The organism is Aeromonas sp. QDB39 (assembly GCF_027707585.1).
Lineage (GTDB): Bacteria > Pseudomonadota > Gammaproteobacteria > Enterobacterales > Aeromonadaceae > Aeromonas > Aeromonas hydrophila.
On sequence record NZ_JAPCIV010000001.1, the window covers coordinates 39,590 to 54,920 of the forward strand.

Annotated in this window: 15 protein-coding genes and 1 pseudogene; 7 read left to right on the forward strand and 9 right to left on the reverse strand. The window is 62.8% G+C overall.

The window, feature by feature from the left end:
- Nucleotides 1-23: 23 nt before the first annotated feature.
- On the reverse strand, nucleotides 24-1,154 hold the full coding sequence (gene iadA / locus PG899_RS00145) for a beta-aspartyl-peptidase (RefSeq protein ID WP_024943703.1): 1,131 nt from the start codon (nucleotides 1,152-1,154) through the stop codon (nucleotides 24-26).
- 175 nt (nucleotides 1,155-1,329) lie between these two features.
- Here iadA and PG899_RS00150 point away from each other — a divergent pair, with 175 nt between their 5' ends.
- Entirely contained in the window at nucleotides 1,330-1,950 is a 621-nt protein-coding gene (locus tag PG899_RS00150) for an acyl carrier protein phosphodiesterase (RefSeq protein WP_024943704.1), read from the forward strand.
- A gap of 71 nt (nucleotides 1,951-2,021) precedes the next feature.
- Nucleotides 2,022-2,982: pseudogene (locus tag PG899_RS00155) on the forward strand (IS1595 family transposase).
- A gap of 42 nt (nucleotides 2,983-3,024) precedes the next feature.
- On the opposite strand, the gene PG899_RS00160 reads toward PG899_RS00155, so the two are convergent.
- The 3 genes from PG899_RS00160 to arsC all read right to left on the reverse strand — a co-directional run bounded on the left by PG899_RS00160 (nucleotide 3,025) and on the right by arsC (nucleotide 5,129).
- The gene (locus PG899_RS00160; RefSeq protein WP_024943705.1) at nucleotides 3,025-4,095 is read right to left on the reverse strand and encodes a linear amide C-N hydrolase; all 1,071 of its coding nucleotides are present in this window, start codon (nucleotides 4,093-4,095) and stop codon (nucleotides 3,025-3,027) included.
- 291 nt (nucleotides 4,096-4,386) lie between these two features.
- Nucleotides 4,387-4,782, reverse strand: coding sequence for a DUF2069 domain-containing protein (locus PG899_RS00165; RefSeq protein ID WP_016350325.1), 396 nt, complete (start codon nucleotides 4,780-4,782; stop codon nucleotides 4,387-4,389).
- Nucleotides 4,779-5,129, reverse strand: coding sequence for an arsenate reductase (glutaredoxin) (arsC, locus tag PG899_RS00170; RefSeq protein WP_024943706.1), 351 nt, complete (start codon nucleotides 5,127-5,129; stop codon nucleotides 4,779-4,781). The genes PG899_RS00165 and arsC overlap by 4 nt, the downstream gene beginning before the upstream one ends.
- Before the next feature lie 60 nt (nucleotides 5,130-5,189).
- On the opposite strand from arsC, the gene PG899_RS00175 reads away from it, so the two are divergent.
- On the forward strand, nucleotides 5,190-5,672 hold the full coding sequence (locus PG899_RS00175) for a TlpA family protein disulfide reductase (RefSeq protein ID WP_024943707.1): 483 nt from the start codon (nucleotides 5,190-5,192) through the stop codon (nucleotides 5,670-5,672).
- A 116-nt stretch (nucleotides 5,673-5,788) separates the two neighbouring features.
- On the opposite strand, the gene PG899_RS00180 is transcribed toward PG899_RS00175, so the two are convergent.
- The gene (locus tag PG899_RS00180) at nucleotides 5,789-7,243 is read right to left on the reverse strand and encodes a beta-barrel assembly-enhancing protease (RefSeq protein ID WP_348981351.1); all 1,455 of its coding nucleotides are present in this window, start codon (nucleotides 7,241-7,243) and stop codon (nucleotides 5,789-5,791) included.
- A gap of 128 nt (nucleotides 7,244-7,371) precedes the next feature.
- Between PG899_RS00180 and PG899_RS00185 the strand changes: the two genes are divergently transcribed.
- From PG899_RS00185 to PG899_RS00195, 3 genes are read left to right on the forward strand one after another with little or no spacing between them, the layout of a single operon-like run.
- The gene (locus PG899_RS00185) at nucleotides 7,372-7,614 is read left to right on the forward strand and encodes a sulfurtransferase TusA family protein (protein ID WP_017409936.1); all 243 of its coding nucleotides are present in this window, start codon (nucleotides 7,372-7,374) and stop codon (nucleotides 7,612-7,614) included.
- Nucleotides 7,615-7,629: 15 nt separating this feature from the next.
- Nucleotides 7,630-8,700, forward strand: coding sequence for an AI-2E family transporter (locus PG899_RS00190; RefSeq protein ID WP_017409935.1), 1,071 nt, complete (start codon nucleotides 7,630-7,632; stop codon nucleotides 8,698-8,700).
- A 39-nt stretch (nucleotides 8,701-8,739) separates the two neighbouring features.
- On the forward strand, nucleotides 8,740-9,543 hold the full coding sequence (locus tag PG899_RS00195; RefSeq protein WP_024943708.1) for a MipA/OmpV family protein: 804 nt from the start codon (nucleotides 8,740-8,742) through the stop codon (nucleotides 9,541-9,543).
- A gap of 107 nt (nucleotides 9,544-9,650) precedes the next feature.
- Here PG899_RS00195 and PG899_RS00200 read toward each other — a convergent pair whose 3' ends face one another.
- Entirely contained in the window at nucleotides 9,651-10,451 is an 801-nt protein-coding gene (locus PG899_RS00200) for an alpha/beta fold hydrolase (protein ID WP_024943709.1), read from the reverse strand.
- Between the two features lie 112 nt (nucleotides 10,452-10,563).
- Here PG899_RS00200 and ppk2 point away from each other — a divergent pair, with 112 nt between their 5' ends.
- Nucleotides 10,564-11,379, forward strand: coding sequence for a polyphosphate kinase 2 (ppk2, locus tag PG899_RS00205; protein ID WP_011705561.1), 816 nt, complete (start codon nucleotides 10,564-10,566; stop codon nucleotides 11,377-11,379).
- Nucleotides 11,380-11,494: 115 nt separating this feature from the next.
- Here ppk2 and PG899_RS00210 read toward each other — a convergent pair whose 3' ends face one another.
- The 3 genes from PG899_RS00210 to malF form a co-directional block, all read right to left on the reverse strand.
- Nucleotides 11,495-12,631: an ABC transporter ATP-binding protein gene (locus PG899_RS00210; RefSeq protein ID WP_011705560.1), complete on the reverse strand. Its 1,137-nt coding sequence runs from the start codon at nucleotides 12,629-12,631 to the stop codon at nucleotides 11,495-11,497.
- A gap of 69 nt (nucleotides 12,632-12,700) precedes the next feature.
- Nucleotides 12,701-13,591, reverse strand: a complete 891-nt coding sequence (gene malG, locus PG899_RS00215; RefSeq protein ID WP_005299600.1) for a maltose ABC transporter permease MalG — start codon at nucleotides 13,589-13,591, stop codon at nucleotides 12,701-12,703.
- Nucleotides 13,592-13,603: 12 nt separating this feature from the next.
- Nucleotides 13,604-15,256 carry a maltose ABC transporter permease MalF gene (gene malF, locus PG899_RS00220; RefSeq protein WP_024943710.1) on the reverse strand — a complete coding sequence of 551 codons (1,653 nt, stop codon included), beginning with the start codon at nucleotides 15,254-15,256 and terminating at the stop codon, nucleotides 13,604-13,606.
- Between the last annotated feature and the right edge of the window lie 75 nt (nucleotides 15,257-15,331).

Genomic DNA, 15,331 nt, shown 5'->3' on the forward strand with positions numbered 1-15,331 from the left:
GGCTCACCGTCAACTAGCGGCCTTCAGGTGCGCCAGCGACCGCCGCTCATCACCCGCTCGATGGCCAGCGTATCGGGGTCGATCAGCAGCAGATCCGCATCCTGCCCCACCGCCAGCATGCCCTTGGTCGCCAGCCCCAGCGCCCTGGCCGGATTGGTCGTCACCACCGCCAGCGCCACCTCCAGCGCGACCCCCTTGTCGCAACTCTCCACCAGCGCCTGCCACAGACTGCCGATCTGACCGCAGCGCAGCTCGATGAGACGCCCCTCGCCATCGAAGCGCGGCAGGCTGGCGTTGGCGTCCGAGCTGAAGCTGATACGATCGGCGGGTACCCCGGCCGCCAGCAGCTCCACCAGGGCGTCTGCCGCCAGCCGCTCGCCATCGTCCAGCAAGTCCGGGAAGCTCGAGGTGGTGAGATCGACCCAGCCGCCGGCCCGTCCCCACTCGATGGCCTCGGCAAACAGCCAGGGGTTGCGGTTGCAGTGGGTGGGATAGAGCTGGCGCAGCGGGATGTCGGTACCATCACGCAAAGCCCGCAGCGGCGCCAACGCCCCGCGCCCGTCCCCCAGATGAAAGAAGCTGACCCCGCTCTTGCCGGCAAGCAGCCCGGCTACCCGCGCCTCGCTCACCAGCCGGGCCAGCTCGTCGTGGGTCGGCGCACTGGATCTGTGGTCGCTGATGGCCACCTCCCCCACCCCCAGCACCTCGGGAATGAGCATGATGTCGGACTCTACCGTACCGGTGAGGGTCTTGACCGGCAGATGGTAGGAGCCGGTATACATGAAGGCGCTCACCCCGGCGGCGCGAAACTCGCGCACCTTGCCGAGCACCTGGGCCGGGCTGCGGGTCAGGCTGTCGGTACCGAGCGCCGCCACCAGGGTGGTGACCCCTGCGCTCAGCGCCTCCCTTGCCGCCAGCTCCGGGGTGCGAAAACCAAAGCCCCCCTCGCCACCACCGCCAGTGATGTGGGCCAGCGGATCCACCAGCCCGGGCACCAGATAGCGGCCGCGGCCGTCCACCCGCGCCAGCGGCCAGTCGGCGGGGACTGACAAGCCCCGGCCCATCCAGGCGATGCGGCCATCGGCCACCAGCAGATCCTGGAGGCCCTGCGCAGTCGGGCCATAGAGTTCGGCGCCCTCGATCAGGGTCAACATGTGCATGCTCCTCGTGATGATGATGGGCGCCACAAAACGCCAGCCATGCTGCACTCTACCCAGCCGGCGGTCATGGAGGGAAGCACTTCCGCACGGCCGAGCGCCCATTCCCGTAGGCAAGGGCCGCCGGATCCGCTAGGCTCAGCGACAATCCCCCTGGCTGACGTCACCCTTCATGAACTATCTCGCTCACCTGCATCTGGCAGCCCATACCCACAGCTCCCTCACCGGCAACCTGCTGGGAGATTTCGTCAAGGGCGCCCTTCCGAGCGCGCTCGGTACCGAACTCGACGAGGGGATCTGGCTGCACCGCAAGGTAGACGCCTTCACCGACAGTCACCCCGAACACAGGGCGGCGGTGGCCTGCTTCGAGGCCCCCTGGCGCCGCTTTGGCGGCATCCTGGTGGATATGCTCTACGACCACTGGCTCAGCCTGCACTGGCCACAGTTTCATGACGAGGCCCTGCCCCGCTTCCTGCAGCAGAGTTACCGGCACCTGTTGGTGGATGCAGACCGCCTGCCGAATGGGTTGCCGCTGCCCCTCCAACGGATGGCGGAGCAGGACTGGATCGCCTCCTATCAGCACAAAGAGGGGCTGGCACAGGCCCTCAACGGCATCGGCCGCCGGCTGCGCCGCCCCCTGCCGCTCGGCGATGCGCTGCTCACCCTCAAGGAGGCGCAATGGCATGAATGCGAGGTGGGCTTTCTGCGCTTCTACCCCCAGCTGATGAGCCACAGCGTGCAGCAGCTGGCCCACTATCGCGAGACCGGCGGCCACGCCGGCTTGCGACCATAAAAAAGGCTCTGTCCCAGTTATGTGTTGAAAGGCTAACCTTGAAGTAGGTCATCACCTTGAGGGCCTCCATCATGGATACCCAAGCCTTTCAACAGCTACTGTCCCTCTTCCCATTGCTCACTTTGCGTCAGCGTCGTCTCGCGCAACATGAACTCACCACCCCTCACCCCATCACCTCGCTGGCAACTCAACTCCCCGCATGCCAATGTTGCCCTCACTGCCAGGCCGAGACCACACAGTTGGCTTCCTGGCGGGTCTCGCGGGCTGCGCCGTTATCGCTGCAAGCAGTGTCTGCGCACCAGTTCCGTTCTCACCAACACGCCTCTCGCCCGACTTCGCAAGCCACAATGCTGGGAAGACTATGCACAGGCCCTTATCGACGGTCTGACTGTCCGGCAGGCGGCGATGCACTGCGGGGTCGGTAAAAACACCGCCTTTTTGTGGCGCCACCGTTTCCTGAAGGCCATGGCTAGCCACCAGGCAGTACGGGAGGAGGGTATCGTCGAGATTGATGAGACCTTCTTCTTGGAATCTTTCAAAGGCCAGTGCGGATTACCCCGCCCGGCCCGCCATCGTGGCGGCAAAGGCTGTACCCGAGGCACAGGGCCGGATTACATCCCGGTGATGGTGGTGCAAGACCGAGCAGGTCACCTGGCTGACTTCCAGTTGGAGCAGCTGAATGCCAGGGCAGTGAAGACGGTGCTTGAGCCGCTTATCGCCCTGGATGCCGTCCTGTGCAGCGATGGCGCTGGGGTGTATGCCAGTTTCAGCAAGTCGCAGGGCATGACCCACCAAGTGGTGCACAACCGTGCGGGAGAGCGAGTGGTGGGGGCGTATCACATCCAGCATGTGAATGGTTACCACAGGCGATTGAAGGAATGGATGGAGCGGTTCCATGGGGTAGCGACCCACTACCTGAGGAATTATCTGGGTTGGCGAAGGATGTTGGAGCGGTATGGGCGGGAAGTGAATGTCTCACGTTGCTTGCATGAGGCGCTGGGGCGCCCCATGCAACACGTAATTGGGACATAGCCATAAAAAAGGCCCCGTATGGGGCCCTCTACCAACGCTTCATCAGGCCCCTGGCGTGGCTGGCAGGAAGGTGAACGCCTTGGCCGGCACAAACTTGTCCGCCGTTTCCCCCGCATAGAGCTGACGCTCGGTCAGCGGGAGTTTCTTGACCGGGGCGCCCGCACTCAAGTCCAGCTGGTCCATGCTCACCCAGAAGGTGTTGGGCAGATGGGTCAGCTCGAAGAAGTAGCGGCGATGCTGTTGATCCGACACGCTGCGCCACAGGGTGGTGGAGATGTTGGGTTGATCCGGAGTGCTGATCCCCATGGGCACCGAGACGTTACGCATCACGCTCATCACACCGGCCACGGCCTCATTGGCCTGATCCGTCTTGGGCAGGGTCTTGATATAAAAAGAGGCCCGGGCAAAACGATCCGCCGACCGGTTGGTGCCCGGCAGCATGGTGAGCCCGCCTATCTCCTCCCAGTACTCGTTGAGTGCCAGCTGCTTGTCGAACACGGGGGAGTTGGTCATCACCTGATAGCGGCGGTCGTGGTGGATCTGCAACTTGCCATCCACGTACTGGAAAATGGCCGAGTCGCCGCTGGCATCCGAGATGGAGAGGTGCAGCTGGCCCGGCTTGCCATCCGGCGTCAGGGTGGTTACCACATAAAACTCGTCCTTCGACAGGGCGGCGACCGCCTCGCTGACGGTGGCAAAATTGTCCAGCACATACTGGGCCCAGAGGGAGATGGAGAGCGTCTTGCGCGGATCCTTGTCACTCGGAGTCACATACTCGGACTCTGTCAGGTAGAGCAGGTTGGCCACCAGCCCCTTTTCGTTCATGCCATCGGCGGTACCCGCGTCAAACCCTGCGGCGACCAGGGAGCCATAGCGCGCGTTCCACGTCATGGAGTGCGGCCCGGCCGCCCCGCTCCGCTCGATGCCGCGCGGCAAGGCCCAGAGGTTGGTCGGCATGGCGGCGCGCCAGTCCATGGTGCGGCCGGTCACCACCAGACCGCCGTCGCCCTGATAAACGGCGCGGGTGCAGGCATCGGCCAGCGAGCTGACCGACAGGGCCATGGTCAAGGCCAACAGGGTTTTCTGGAGCAAGGGGCGGGATTGGCGTTTCATAGGGTGCATCACTCAAGGCTGGTGAAAAGGACAGGCTAACGGCTGCCGCTGTATGGGAGCTTAATGAGGATAGTCAGCCGCCCGCCCCCCTCCCACCTCGCGGCGGCCAAGATGTGATCAGGTCGACATAGTTGCTGCAAGATCAGCGAGATACAGCGGACATCTGCGTTGCCAGCAAGCCCTTGCCCCACCCGCTGTCACGTCAACCCCGGTCATGCCGGGGCTGCGCATCCATAAAAAAAACCGGACTCCAGGTCCGGTTTGCACAGGGCAGGCGCACTGACGCGGGCCTCAGTGGTCTTGCGCCGAAGGCTCACCCTTCTTCTTGCGAATGCTCAGGCCCAGCTCGCGGCCGCGCAGGCGGGCGTAATAGATGGTGCCGATGAAGGCGAGCACGGTGAACACCAGCTCCACCACCGCCAGCCAACGCTCCCCCTCATCCGTGGTGATCAGGGTCAGGGCGTGCAGGAAGTAGGGCATCAACACGAAGTTGCCCCAGGCGTGGGTGTAGGGGTTGCCCTGCACGATCCCCTTGAGCGGGAACAGCAGCGGCACCGTCCAGATCACCGGCAGCAGCCAGGGATTGAGGTCCGGGTGGGGCGAGAGCCACAGATGCCAGAGGATGACCCAGCCCAGCAGGCCAAAGAAGCCGACCAGGGTCAGCAGGCGGGCGAAGCGGGTGCTCACTTGAGGATCTCCAGCACCTGCTCGGGCGGACGGCCGATGCGGGCCTGACCGTTCTTGATCACGATGGGCCGCTCGATGAGCTTGGGATACTGGTGCATGGTGCGAATGAGGTCATCACCGCTCACTTCGCCAAGCCCCAGCTCCTTGTAGAGTTCTTCCTTGGTGCGCATCAGCTGACGCGGATCACTGAACCCCAGCTGGCTCAGCAGGGTGCGGATCTCTGCCTCGCTCGGGGCCTGCTCCAGATAGAGCACCACATCCGGGGCGATCCCGTGCTGTTCCAGCAAGGCCAGGGTTTCACGGCTCTTGGAGCAGCGCGGATTGTGGTAGATTTGGGTCTCGCTCATGATAACTCCCTGATTAATCGCAAGATGGGACAAGAAACGGCGCTATTGTAGGGGAAACTGATGGTCAGGGTAAGCGCGAGAGTGCAGGAATTGAAACGAATTTGTTGGCTGATTGTGGCCGGCCTGCTGACAGCCTGCAGCCCGGCTCCTCCGTTCACCGACAGCCAGAACCAGCCGGTGGCCCTGGCCGACTTTGCCGGCAAGCCGCTGTTGGTCAATTACTTCGCCCCCTGGTGTGCTCCCTGCCTGCGGGAGATACCGCTGCTGGAGGCACTGGCTCGGGAGGGACAGATCACCGTGGTGATGGTCAACTACGACCCGGCCACCCCGGCCGAGCTCGCCAAACTGGCCGGGCAGTACCACATCAAGGTGCCGCTGCTCATCGCCAGGCAGGAGGCGAGCCTCCCCTTCCCCCACCCCGCCGGGCTGCCCACCAGCTATCTGCTCGATGGCGAGGGCAAGCCCCAGCAGACCTTGGTGGGTGAGCTCAACTCATCGCGGATCGAGGCCCTCAGGGCATCCATCAAGCCAGTGGGCCACTGACGCCAAAGCCGCTGACGGCGCCAGCCGGCTGGCGTTCCCGCCATTCTCTTCGCCATCATAAAACGACAAGGGCGCACCGAGGTGCGCCCTTGTTGTGGGTGAGAGCCGCTGGCCCGTCAGCCCTTGAGACTGTCGAGATCCTTCTTGGCCCGCTCCAGCTCGGTGATGCGCGCCTCCAGTCTGGCCAGGGTCAACTTGTCGTTGGTGGTACCGCGCGCCACGATCAGCTCGTCGATAGCCGCCTGGTAGTCACCGCGCAGGGAGAGCATCTCGGCCCGTGCCATGTGCAGATCGGTCATCCTGCCCGCCTTGCGATAGGCATCGGAGAGCAGGCTCCAGGCCAGGTTGTTCTCTTCGTGCTCGCGGGCATAGGGGTCGAGAATGGCGATGGACTTCTTGTAGTTGCCCCCTTCCAGATAGGCGTTGCCAAGGTTCACCACCACCACCTCGTTGTCCGGCATGCGGGTGCGGAACTTCTCGAGCCGGGCGATGGCCTGGGCGCTGCGCCCCTTGGCCAAGTCGATGTCGGTGAGGGCATCCACCACGAACAGATCTTCGGGATGACGAGTCGCCAGCTCCTGCATCAGGGCGTCGGCCTCATCGGTGCGCTTGAGCTGCAGCAGCGCCAGCGCCTTGCCGTAGGTGGCCGCATCCTTGAGCGGGTAGTCCCCCTTCTGCAGGCGGTTGTCAAAATAGGTGAGCAGGGCCTGTGGACTTTCGGTGCCAAAACGCACCTGGATGCGCACCTTGGCCAGCCAGAAGTCGAGGCTCGGCGGCAGATCCCGGCGGCCATAGCTGCCCGCCCGGGCACGCGCCTCGCTGATCCGGGTCTCCGGCAGCGGGTGCGTTAGCAGCATCTCAGGCGGCTTGCTGGCATAGCGATACTCGGCCGCCAGCTTCTGGAAGAAGTTGGCCATGCCCATAGGATCGAAGCCGGCGTCGTAGAGGGTCTTCATGCCGATCCGGTCCGCTTCGTATTCGTTGTCGCGGGTGTAGTTGATGGCCGACTGCATGGAGAGACCGAGCGTGGTCTGCAGCGCGGCGATGCCCGCGGTGGGGTTGATCACCGCCAGCGCGATGGACCCCACCAGCCCGGCCAGGGTCATGGCGGAGCTGCTCGCCTGCGCTTCCATGTAGCGGGCGATGTGGCGCTGGGTCACGTGGGTGATTTCGTGCGCCAGTACCGAGGCGAGTTCGCTCTCGCTGTCGGCATAGAGAAACAGGCCGGTGTGCACCTTGACCCGCCCGCCGAGGAAGGCGGCCGCGTTGATGCTGGGGTCGTTGATGAGAAAGAAGGTGAACGGGAAACGCACGCCATCGGCGTTGGAAAGCAGCCGCTGGCCCAGATCGTCGATGTACTGGCTCAAGACGGGATCATCGATGATCGGCAAGCCGGCCCGGGCAAAGCGCATGAAGGCGTTGCCGTAGCGCACCTCCTGCTCGATGGGCAGGGCGGCCACCCCGGCGGTGCCGATGTCGGGAAGCTGGTTGTTGGCCTGGGCATGGAAAGTGGCACCCATCAGGGAAGCCAGCAGGGGGAGCGATGCCATCAGGGGGGAAAAGCGTGCCACGTTATCTCTATCTCCAATCAGACCCTACCGGGACACCGGCAGAATACCCTTGCCCATCAAGGGCTACAAGCGTTGTTTCGCGCTCTCATCACGGCCATAATAGCCGCCTCACGCGCGATGGAGCCTCCATGGAATACCTCGACCTGACCCCCTGGCGCTGCCCCGAGCCGCTGATCCGGCTCAAGCTCTGGCTGCGTCAGGCCAACGCCGGTCAATCCCTGTCCATCCGGCTGGCCGATGCCGGCTCCCGGCAGGACATTCCCGCCTATCTGCAACGCCAGGGTCATGCCTTCACGTTGCAGGAGGCGCCAGACAATACCCTCTCTTTGCAGTTGGTGGTCGGGGCCAAGCACCACGGCAAGCCCCAGTAACCTAAGGATGTCGCCATGTTAGAAGTCATCAAGCGCTGGTATCAGACCCGTTTCTCCGATCCCGATGCCGTCACCCTGTTCCTGCTGCTGGTGGCCTGTTTCGCCGTGCTCTGGCTGTTCGGTGATCTCTTGGCGCCGCTCTTGGTGGCGCTGGTGATGGCCTACCTGCTGGAGTGGCCGGTGAGCCGGCTGCAACGGGCCGGGCTCTCGCGCACCCTGGCCACCAGTCTCATCCTGCTGCTGTTCATCGCCCTCACCGCCATGGCGTTCCTCGGGCTCATCCCGACCCTGGCGAGCCAGGGGCTGAACCTCGCCAAGGAGTCGCCGGCCATGCTCTCCCATGCCCAGGACTATGTGCGTACCCTGCCGGAGCAGTACCCCGAGCTCATCAACGTCACCCTGGTGGAGACCATCATCGACAACATCCGCCAGCGCATCCTGACCGGGGGCGAGCAGCTGGTGAGCGCCTCCCTCAGCTCCCTCATCAACGTGGTGGCCATCCTCATCTACGCCATCCTGGTGCCGCTGATGGTGTTCTTCATGCTCAAGGACAAGCAGATCCTGATGGGCGGACTGCGCCGCTTCCTGCCGCGCAACCGCACCCTGGTCAACCGGGTCTGGGTGGAGATGAACGAGCAGATCCTCAACTACATCCGCGGCAAGGTCATCGAGATCCTGATCGTCGGGGTGATCAGCTATGTGGCCTTCGCCATGCTGGGGCTGCGCTACTCGGTACTGTTGGCGGTGGCGGTCGGCTTCTCGGTGCTGATCCCCTACATAGGCGCCGCGGCGGTGACGGTACCGGTGGCCATGGTGGCCCTGTTCCAGTGGGGACTGACGCCGGAGTTCACCTGGCTGATGGTGGTCTACACCGTTATTCAGGTGCTCACCGGCAACGTGCTGGAGCCCATCCTCTTCTCCGAGGCGCTCAACCTCCATCCGGTGGCCATCATCATCGCCGTGCTGGTATTCGGCGGCCTGTGGGGATTCTGGGGGGTCTTCTTCGCCATTCCCCTCGCCACCCTGGTCAAGGCGGTGCTCAACGCCTGGCCCAAGCGCGAAGAGCTGCCCGCCTCGACCAAATAGTGCGATAGTCGTCCCATCATCAGTGACAACGGAGTGTCCATGCGCGTGTTGCAATCCATCAAACGGGCAGGGCTGGCGGCCCTGCTCCTCACCGTCCTGCCAGCTCGGGCCGACATCGACCTCGGCTCGCTGGATCTGCTCTCCAGTGCCAACCCCAGCAGTCCGGTGCCGCGGGGGCTGGTGGGCGGCGCCGTCCTCCTAGGCGGGCAGGCCCGCTATCAGGCGCAGGACAACACCCTCTACCCCATCCCGGGCTTTCTCTATTTCGGCGAGCAATTCATGTACCTGGGAGACCGCGCCCGCTACTACCTGCACAAGGATGAGCGCGTCGCCCTCTACGGTTATGGCCGGGTACGCTTTGGCAACCTGGATCCCGCCGATGAACCGGCGTTTACCGGCATGGACGAGCGCAAGGGGCAGCTGGAAGGCGGGATCGGTGGCAACATCATCACTCCCTATGCCCTGCTGACCGTGCGGGCCAACAGCGACATCACCGGCCGCAGCAAGGGTCAGGAGCTACTGCTGTGGGCCGACTTCCCCATCCAGCGCGACAACCTGCTGATCATGCCGGGGATGGGGGTGATGCTGCGCAGCGACAAGATGGCCAACTACTACTTCGGCGGCATCTCCGAAAGCGAGGCCACCGCCCAGCGCCCGGCCTGGGATACGGGGCCAACCCTCTCCCCCATGGCGGCGCTCATCACCAGCTATCGCTTCAGCCCCAACTGGATTGGCATGTTTGCCATGAACTACGAATTGTATGATCGGGATATTAAAAACAGCCCCATCGTCCAGCACGATGGCGAACTCTATGCAGGATTTGCCCTCGGCTATATCTGGTAACTGTGATTCGCCGTGAGATACGAACAAACAAAAGGGAGCCCTCGGCTCCCTTTTTCACGATCATCGTCAGGCTGATAGTGCAGCCTGCTCAGGCTGCCAATTCAGGCTTACAGCGCAGCCAGAAACGCGCCCAGCTGATCATTGACGAAGGCGGGGTTCTCCAGCGAGGCGATGTGGCCGGCCGCCGGGACCTCCTTGAACGGGCAACCCAGCACCTCGGCCATCAGATAGCCTTCCAGCACCGGCCGCGCCTTGTCCTGACTGCCGGTCATCACCAGCGCAGGCACGCTGATCGCTTCCAGCCACTCGATGCGATCCTCGCGGGTCACGAAGCTGCGACCCACCGCCACCATGGCGGCCACCTTGTCGGCCGGCCAGGCGGCGAGACGCGCCTTGAAACCGCTCATCAGGTCGGCATCCGGCTGGTCGGCAAAGAACAGCGGCGCCACCTGCTCGACGATGGGGGCCGGGATGGTACCAAGCTGCTCGATCATCGCCAGCATGCCGAGGTAGCGCTCGCAGGTGATCTGCGGCTCGAGGCCGACAAAGCTGTCCATCAGCACCAGGCCCTTGAGGCGTGCGGGAGCCATGCGTGCCAGCTCGACGCCCCACATGCCGCCGATGGAGAGACCCACCAGCACGAACTCATCGATGCCGAGCGCATCGAGCAACGCCAGATGATCGCGGGCCAGGGTTGCCAGGGTGCAGGCCCCCTCGGGCAGCGCGTCGGAATCGCCGTGGCCCCACAGTTCGGGCACGATGCAGCGATACTGCCCCTTGAGGGCCTCGATTTGCGGCGCCCACATGGCGCTGTCCCACAGGTAGCTGTGGCCAAACAACAGTACCGGGCCCTGCCCCTCGTCCAGATAGGCCATTTGGCGGCCCGCGATCTCCATAAATTGCTTCATGTTTTCTCCTGTTTCTGGTGCCGACTATTGACGGGGCGGCAGTGTAGCACGACCCTCTTGGCAGTGACGCCTGCCTGGTGCAATCTGGAAAAGTGTCAATAAGGAGAAGAGCATGCCGAAGGACAAGAGCAAGAAACGCCCGCGCCTGGACAAGAAGACCTACGAGCATCACCTGGCCCATCTGCAGGAGGAGCTGGTCAAGCTGCAGGAGTGGGTCAAGCAGGAGGGGCTGAAAGTAGTGGTGCTGTTCGAGGGCCGCGACGCCGCCGGCAAGGGGGGCGTCATCAAGGCGATCACCGAACCCCTCAACCCCCGGGTCTGCCGGGTCACGGCGCTGCCCGCCCCCTCGGACCGCGAGCGCTCCCAGTGGTACTTTCAGCGCTACGTGGCGCACCTGCCCGCCGCCGGCGAGATGGTGCTGTTCGACCGCTCCTGGTACAACCGGGCCGGGGTCGAGCGAGTGATGGGCTTTTGCAGCGACAACGAGTATCGCGAGTTTCTGCGGGCCTGCCCCGAGTTCGAGCGGATGCTGATCCGCGCCGGCATCACGGTGATCAAATACTGGTTCTCGGTCAGCGACGAGGAGCAGGAAAAACGGTTCAAGGAGCGGATCAACACCCCCATCAAGCGCTGGAAGTTCAGCCCGATGGACCTGCAGTCCCGCTCGCGCTGGGTGGAGTACTCCCGCGCCAAGGACGACATGTTCACCTACACCGACACCGAGGATTGTCCCTGGTTCGTGGTGGAGGCGGACGACAAGCGCCGCGCCCGCCTCAACTGCATCTCCCACCTGCTGGGCAAGGTGCCCTATGAGGCGATCCACTACGAGCCCATCACCCTGCCCCCCATCAACACCGAGGGGTATGAGCGCCCACCGCTGGCCAACCAGCACTTCGTGCCCGACATTACCGCCGCACTCGAAGGTTGAGCCCTGCCACCTTGCCTGCCGTTCTCGCCAAACGGCAGGCAATAAAAAGCCGGTCTTGCGACCGGCAAAAAGGCATTGAATCTAAAGAAAGGAAAACCTCGGCAGCCGCCCCTGATCAGGTGCGGATGTATTTGGCCGTGCGCGGGAAGGCTTGCTCCTTGGCATCGAACAGGTAGCAGGCTTCGGCCGGAATGCCGACGCTGTACTGCTGGCCTGTGGCCACGTCCACGTCGGAGCTGGCCTTGACGGTGAAGTCGTGCCCTGCCACGTCCATGTAGACGAAGGATTCGGCCCCCAGGTGTTCAGCCACCTGCACCACCCCGCTCACCTTGCTGTCGGCATGGGGGTGATCCAGCGGCACCAGGTGCTCGGGACGAATGCCCAGCTCCACCTTGTCGCCGACCGCGCCGCTGCGGGCATCGACCCGGGCACGCACGGTATCGCCGGTGGTCAGCTTGACCACGCACTCCTGCTCGCCAATCTCCACCAGCTCGCCGGCCAGGAAGTTCATCTTGGGAGAGCCGATGAAACCGGCCACGAACTTGTTGTCCGGGTTGTGGTAGAGCTCGAGCGGGGTACCGAACTGCTCCAGGTTGGTGGTCGCCTCGCCCTTGAGCGGGCTCAGCACCACGATGCGGTTGGCCAGCGTCATCGCCTCCACCTGGTCGTGGGTCACGTAGATGATGGTGGAGTTGAGCTCCTTGTGCAGCTTGGCAATCTCGATGCGCATCTTGACCCGCAGCGCGGCATCCAGGTTGGAGAGGGGTTCGTCAAACAGGAACACCTGCGGCTGCTGGACGATGGAGCGGCCGATGGCGACCCGCTGGCGCTGACCGCCGGAGAGTGCCTTGGGCTTGCGGTCCAGCAGCGGCTCGAGACCCAGGATCTCGGCGGCACGCATCACCCGCTTGTGGATGTTCTCCTTGTCCATCTTCTTGAGCTTGAGGCCGAAGGCCATGTTCTCGTAGATGTTCATGTGCGGATAGAGGGCGTAGGACTGGAACACCATGCCCACGTTGCGCTCTACCGGCGGCACGTCGTTCATGTAACGACCACCGATGGTCAGCTCGCCGCTGGTGATGTCTTCCAGACCCGCGATCATCCGCAGCAAGGTGGACTTGCCGCAACCGGACGGACCGACGAAGACGATGAACTCCCCTTCCTTGATGGCCAGGTTGATATTGCGCAGGGTGTCCTTGTGAACAGCCGGGTCGTAATTTTTGCGAACGTTGTTGAGTACTACTTCAGCCATGTCGAGCTCCGCTCTTGAATCTTTGCAAATCGTGATGGCGGGGGGAGTCGGCTCCCCCGGCCATGAACCTTAACCTTTCACGCCGCCGGCAGTGAGACCACCTACCAACCAGCGCTGTGCGAGCAGGAACACCACTGTGATGGGGAAGCCCGACAGCACGGCCGCCGCGGCAAAGTCGCCCCACAGGTAGTTCTGCGGATAGAGGTACTGCTGAGCCCCGACCGCCAGGGTCAGATTGTTCACATCCTGCAGCAGGATGGAGGCCATGGGCACCTCGGTAATGGAACCGATGAAGGCCAGGATGAACACCACCGCCAGGATGGGCACCGACAGGGGCAACAGGATCAGGCGGAATGCCTGCCACGGGGTGGCACCGTCGATGGCCGCCGCCTCCTCCAGAGAGGAGTCGATGGTCTCGAAGTAGCCCTTGATGGTCCAGACATGCAGGGCGATGCCGCCCATGTAGGCCAGGATCAGGCCGCCGTGGGTGTTGAGACCCAACCAGGGGATGTAGTCACCAATCTTGTTGAACAGCGCATAGATGGCCACCAGTGCCAGCACCGCCGGGAACATCTGGAAAATCAGCATGCCCTGCAGGATGGTGGACTTGCCACGAAAACGCAGGCGGGCGAAGGCATAGGCACAGGTGGTGGAGAGCACCACGATCATCAGGGCGGTGATGCCCGCGATCTTGATGGAGTTCCACAACCAGGTCAGCACCGGGAACGGCGGCGGCGTGATGCTGCCATCGGCGTTGGTGATGGACATGCCCAGCGCCAGCTTCCAGTGATCCAGGGTCGGGTTGGAGGGGATGATCTCCCCTACCGCGAAGTTGCCGTTTCTAAACGAGATGGCGATGACCATGATCAGCGGGAAGATGATCAGTGCCAGGAAGCCCCACATCACCAGGTGGGTTGCCCACACCCGGTATTTGACTGATTTGGGTTGTACGATTGCCATGTTGAAGCCTCCTTACAGTTGCTTGTCGGCTTTGGACAATTTCAGGTTGAGCAAGGCCAGCGCACCTACGATGAGGAAGATGGCGGTGGCGATGGCACTGGCCAGACCGTAGTCCTGACCACCCGAGCCCTGGAACGCGATCCGGTAGGTGTAGCTCACCAGCAAGTCGGTGGTACCGGCCGGGGTGCTGGCGCCTATGATGTCCGGCGCGCCGTTGGTCAACAACTGGATGAGCACGAAGTTGTTGAAGTTGAACGCGAACGAGGCAATCAACAGCGGCGTCAGCGGCTTCATCAAGAGCGGCACTGTGATCTTGAAGAAGTTCTGCACCGGACCGGCACCGTCCATGGCGGACGCTTCATAGAGATCTTCCGGAATGGCTTTGAGCAGCCCCATGCAGAGGATCATCATGTAGGGGTAGCCAAGCCAGGTGTTGACGATGAGGATCATCACCTTGGCCAGGAAGGGGTTGGTATACCAGTCCGGCTTGATGCCGAACGCCGCTTCCAGGAACAGGTTGATCTCACCGAAGTTCTGGTTGAACAAGCCCTTGAACACCAGGATGGAGATGAACGCCGGGATGGCATAGGGCAGGATCAGCATGACCCGGTAGAAGCCGCGCCCCTTGAGGGACTCCCACTGCACCAGACAGGCCAGCACCATGCCGATGGCCAGGGTGAAGCCCACCGAACAGGCGGAGAAGATCACGGTCCAGATGAAGATCTGCAGGAACGGTGCCTGGATACCCGGATCGGTGACGATGCGGGCGAAGTTCTTCCAGCCCACGCTCACCACGAAGCCTGGCGCCACGCTCTTGCCGACAAACTGGCCCTGCTCGTCGATGTATTGATAGAAGCCGGTGTCGCCGTTGGGCAGCATCAGCTCGCCGCTCTGGTTGTCACGCAGCAGGTTGCTGTCTTTGATCACCACCCCGGACTTGAGCACGGCACCGTCCAGCAGACGGGTGTACTGCTGCTTCTGGGCGGCGAACTTGCGCAGGCTGCTCAAGGTCAGGTGGGTTCCGCCATCCGGCAGCACCAGATCGAGTGCGCTCAGGTGGGTGCGATGGTCGACGATGGCCCGGATGGGAGCCACCTTGTCCACGGCCTCCCCTGCCAGGTGTTGCAGCTGAACAACCTGCACCGGTTCATGGACTCTGCCCTCGCGGACAGCCAGTTCACGGGCCTTGTTGCTCATCAGGGTAACGGGTTGACTGATAAAGGATTGGTCGTCCTGTTTCAGCAGCAGCTGAAACTGATTGTTCTCACCACCCAAGAGGGTGAAATCGAATTCACCGCCCGCCACCTTGTAGGTTTTTTTCAGATGGTAATCCCGCGCCTGCTCGATGGAGAGCAGGTTGGATCCCGAATAGTTGGTGAAGGCGATGCCGATCGTGTAGGCAAGAGGGAAGATGATAAAAACAACCATGCCGGCCACACCGGGGAAGATATAGCGGTGGGCATAGGTCTTCTTGTTCATGAAGACATACAGACCGACGGAGACCACCACCAGATCCAGCAGAGCGAATACCCACTCACCGCTGGCGTACATCATCACGGCTGCATAACCGTTGAGGATGGCTACCAGAGCAGCAATGGTCCACTTAAGCCAGGTGTGCTTATCCTTCGGACCGGCATAGGATTCAATAGAAGGTACTACTTCCATGCCAATTAACCTTTATAACGCCAAGAGAGATTTGAGAGAGTGGGAGGCCGTTGCGGCCTCCCGGGTAGTGCGTGC

What these genes read in the sequence shown, in the direction of transcription:
- iadA (WP_024943703.1), bottom strand. Translation starts at nt 1,154, where the DNA reads ATGTTGACCCTGATCGAGGGCGCCGAACTCTATGGCCCGACTGCGCAG.
- PG899_RS00150 (WP_024943704.1), top strand. Translation starts at nt 1,330, where the DNA reads ATGAACTATCTCGCTCACCTGCATCTGGCAGCCCATACCCACAGCTCC.
- PG899_RS00160 (WP_024943705.1), bottom strand. Translation starts at nt 4,095, where the DNA reads ATGAAACGCCAATCCCGCCCCTTGCTCCAGAAAACCCTGTTGGCCTTG.
- arsC (WP_024943706.1), bottom strand. Translation starts at nt 5,129, where the DNA reads ATGAGCGAGACCCAAATCTACCACAATCCGCGCTGCTCCAAGAGCCGT.
- PG899_RS00175 (WP_024943707.1), top strand. Translation starts at nt 5,190, where the DNA reads ATGGTCAGGGTAAGCGCGAGAGTGCAGGAATTGAAACGAATTTGTTGG.
- PG899_RS00185 (WP_017409936.1), top strand. Translation starts at nt 7,372, where the DNA reads ATGGAATACCTCGACCTGACCCCCTGGCGCTGCCCCGAGCCGCTGATC.
- PG899_RS00190 (WP_017409935.1), top strand. Translation starts at nt 7,630, where the DNA reads ATGTTAGAAGTCATCAAGCGCTGGTATCAGACCCGTTTCTCCGATCCC.
- PG899_RS00195 (WP_024943708.1), top strand. Translation starts at nt 8,740, where the DNA reads ATGCGCGTGTTGCAATCCATCAAACGGGCAGGGCTGGCGGCCCTGCTC.
- PG899_RS00200 (WP_024943709.1), bottom strand. Translation starts at nt 10,451, where the DNA reads ATGAAGCAATTTATGGAGATCGCGGGCCGCCAAATGGCCTATCTGGAC.
- ppk2 (WP_011705561.1), top strand. Translation starts at nt 10,564, where the DNA reads ATGCCGAAGGACAAGAGCAAGAAACGCCCGCGCCTGGACAAGAAGACC.
- PG899_RS00210 (WP_011705560.1), bottom strand. Translation starts at nt 12,631, where the DNA reads ATGGCTGAAGTAGTACTCAACAACGTTCGCAAAAATTACGACCCGGCT.
- malG (WP_005299600.1), bottom strand. Translation starts at nt 13,591, where the DNA reads ATGGCAATCGTACAACCCAAATCAGTCAAATACCGGGTGTGGGCAACC.
- malF (WP_024943710.1), bottom strand. Translation starts at nt 15,256, where the DNA reads ATGGAAGTAGTACCTTCTATTGAATCCTATGCCGGTCCGAAGGATAAG.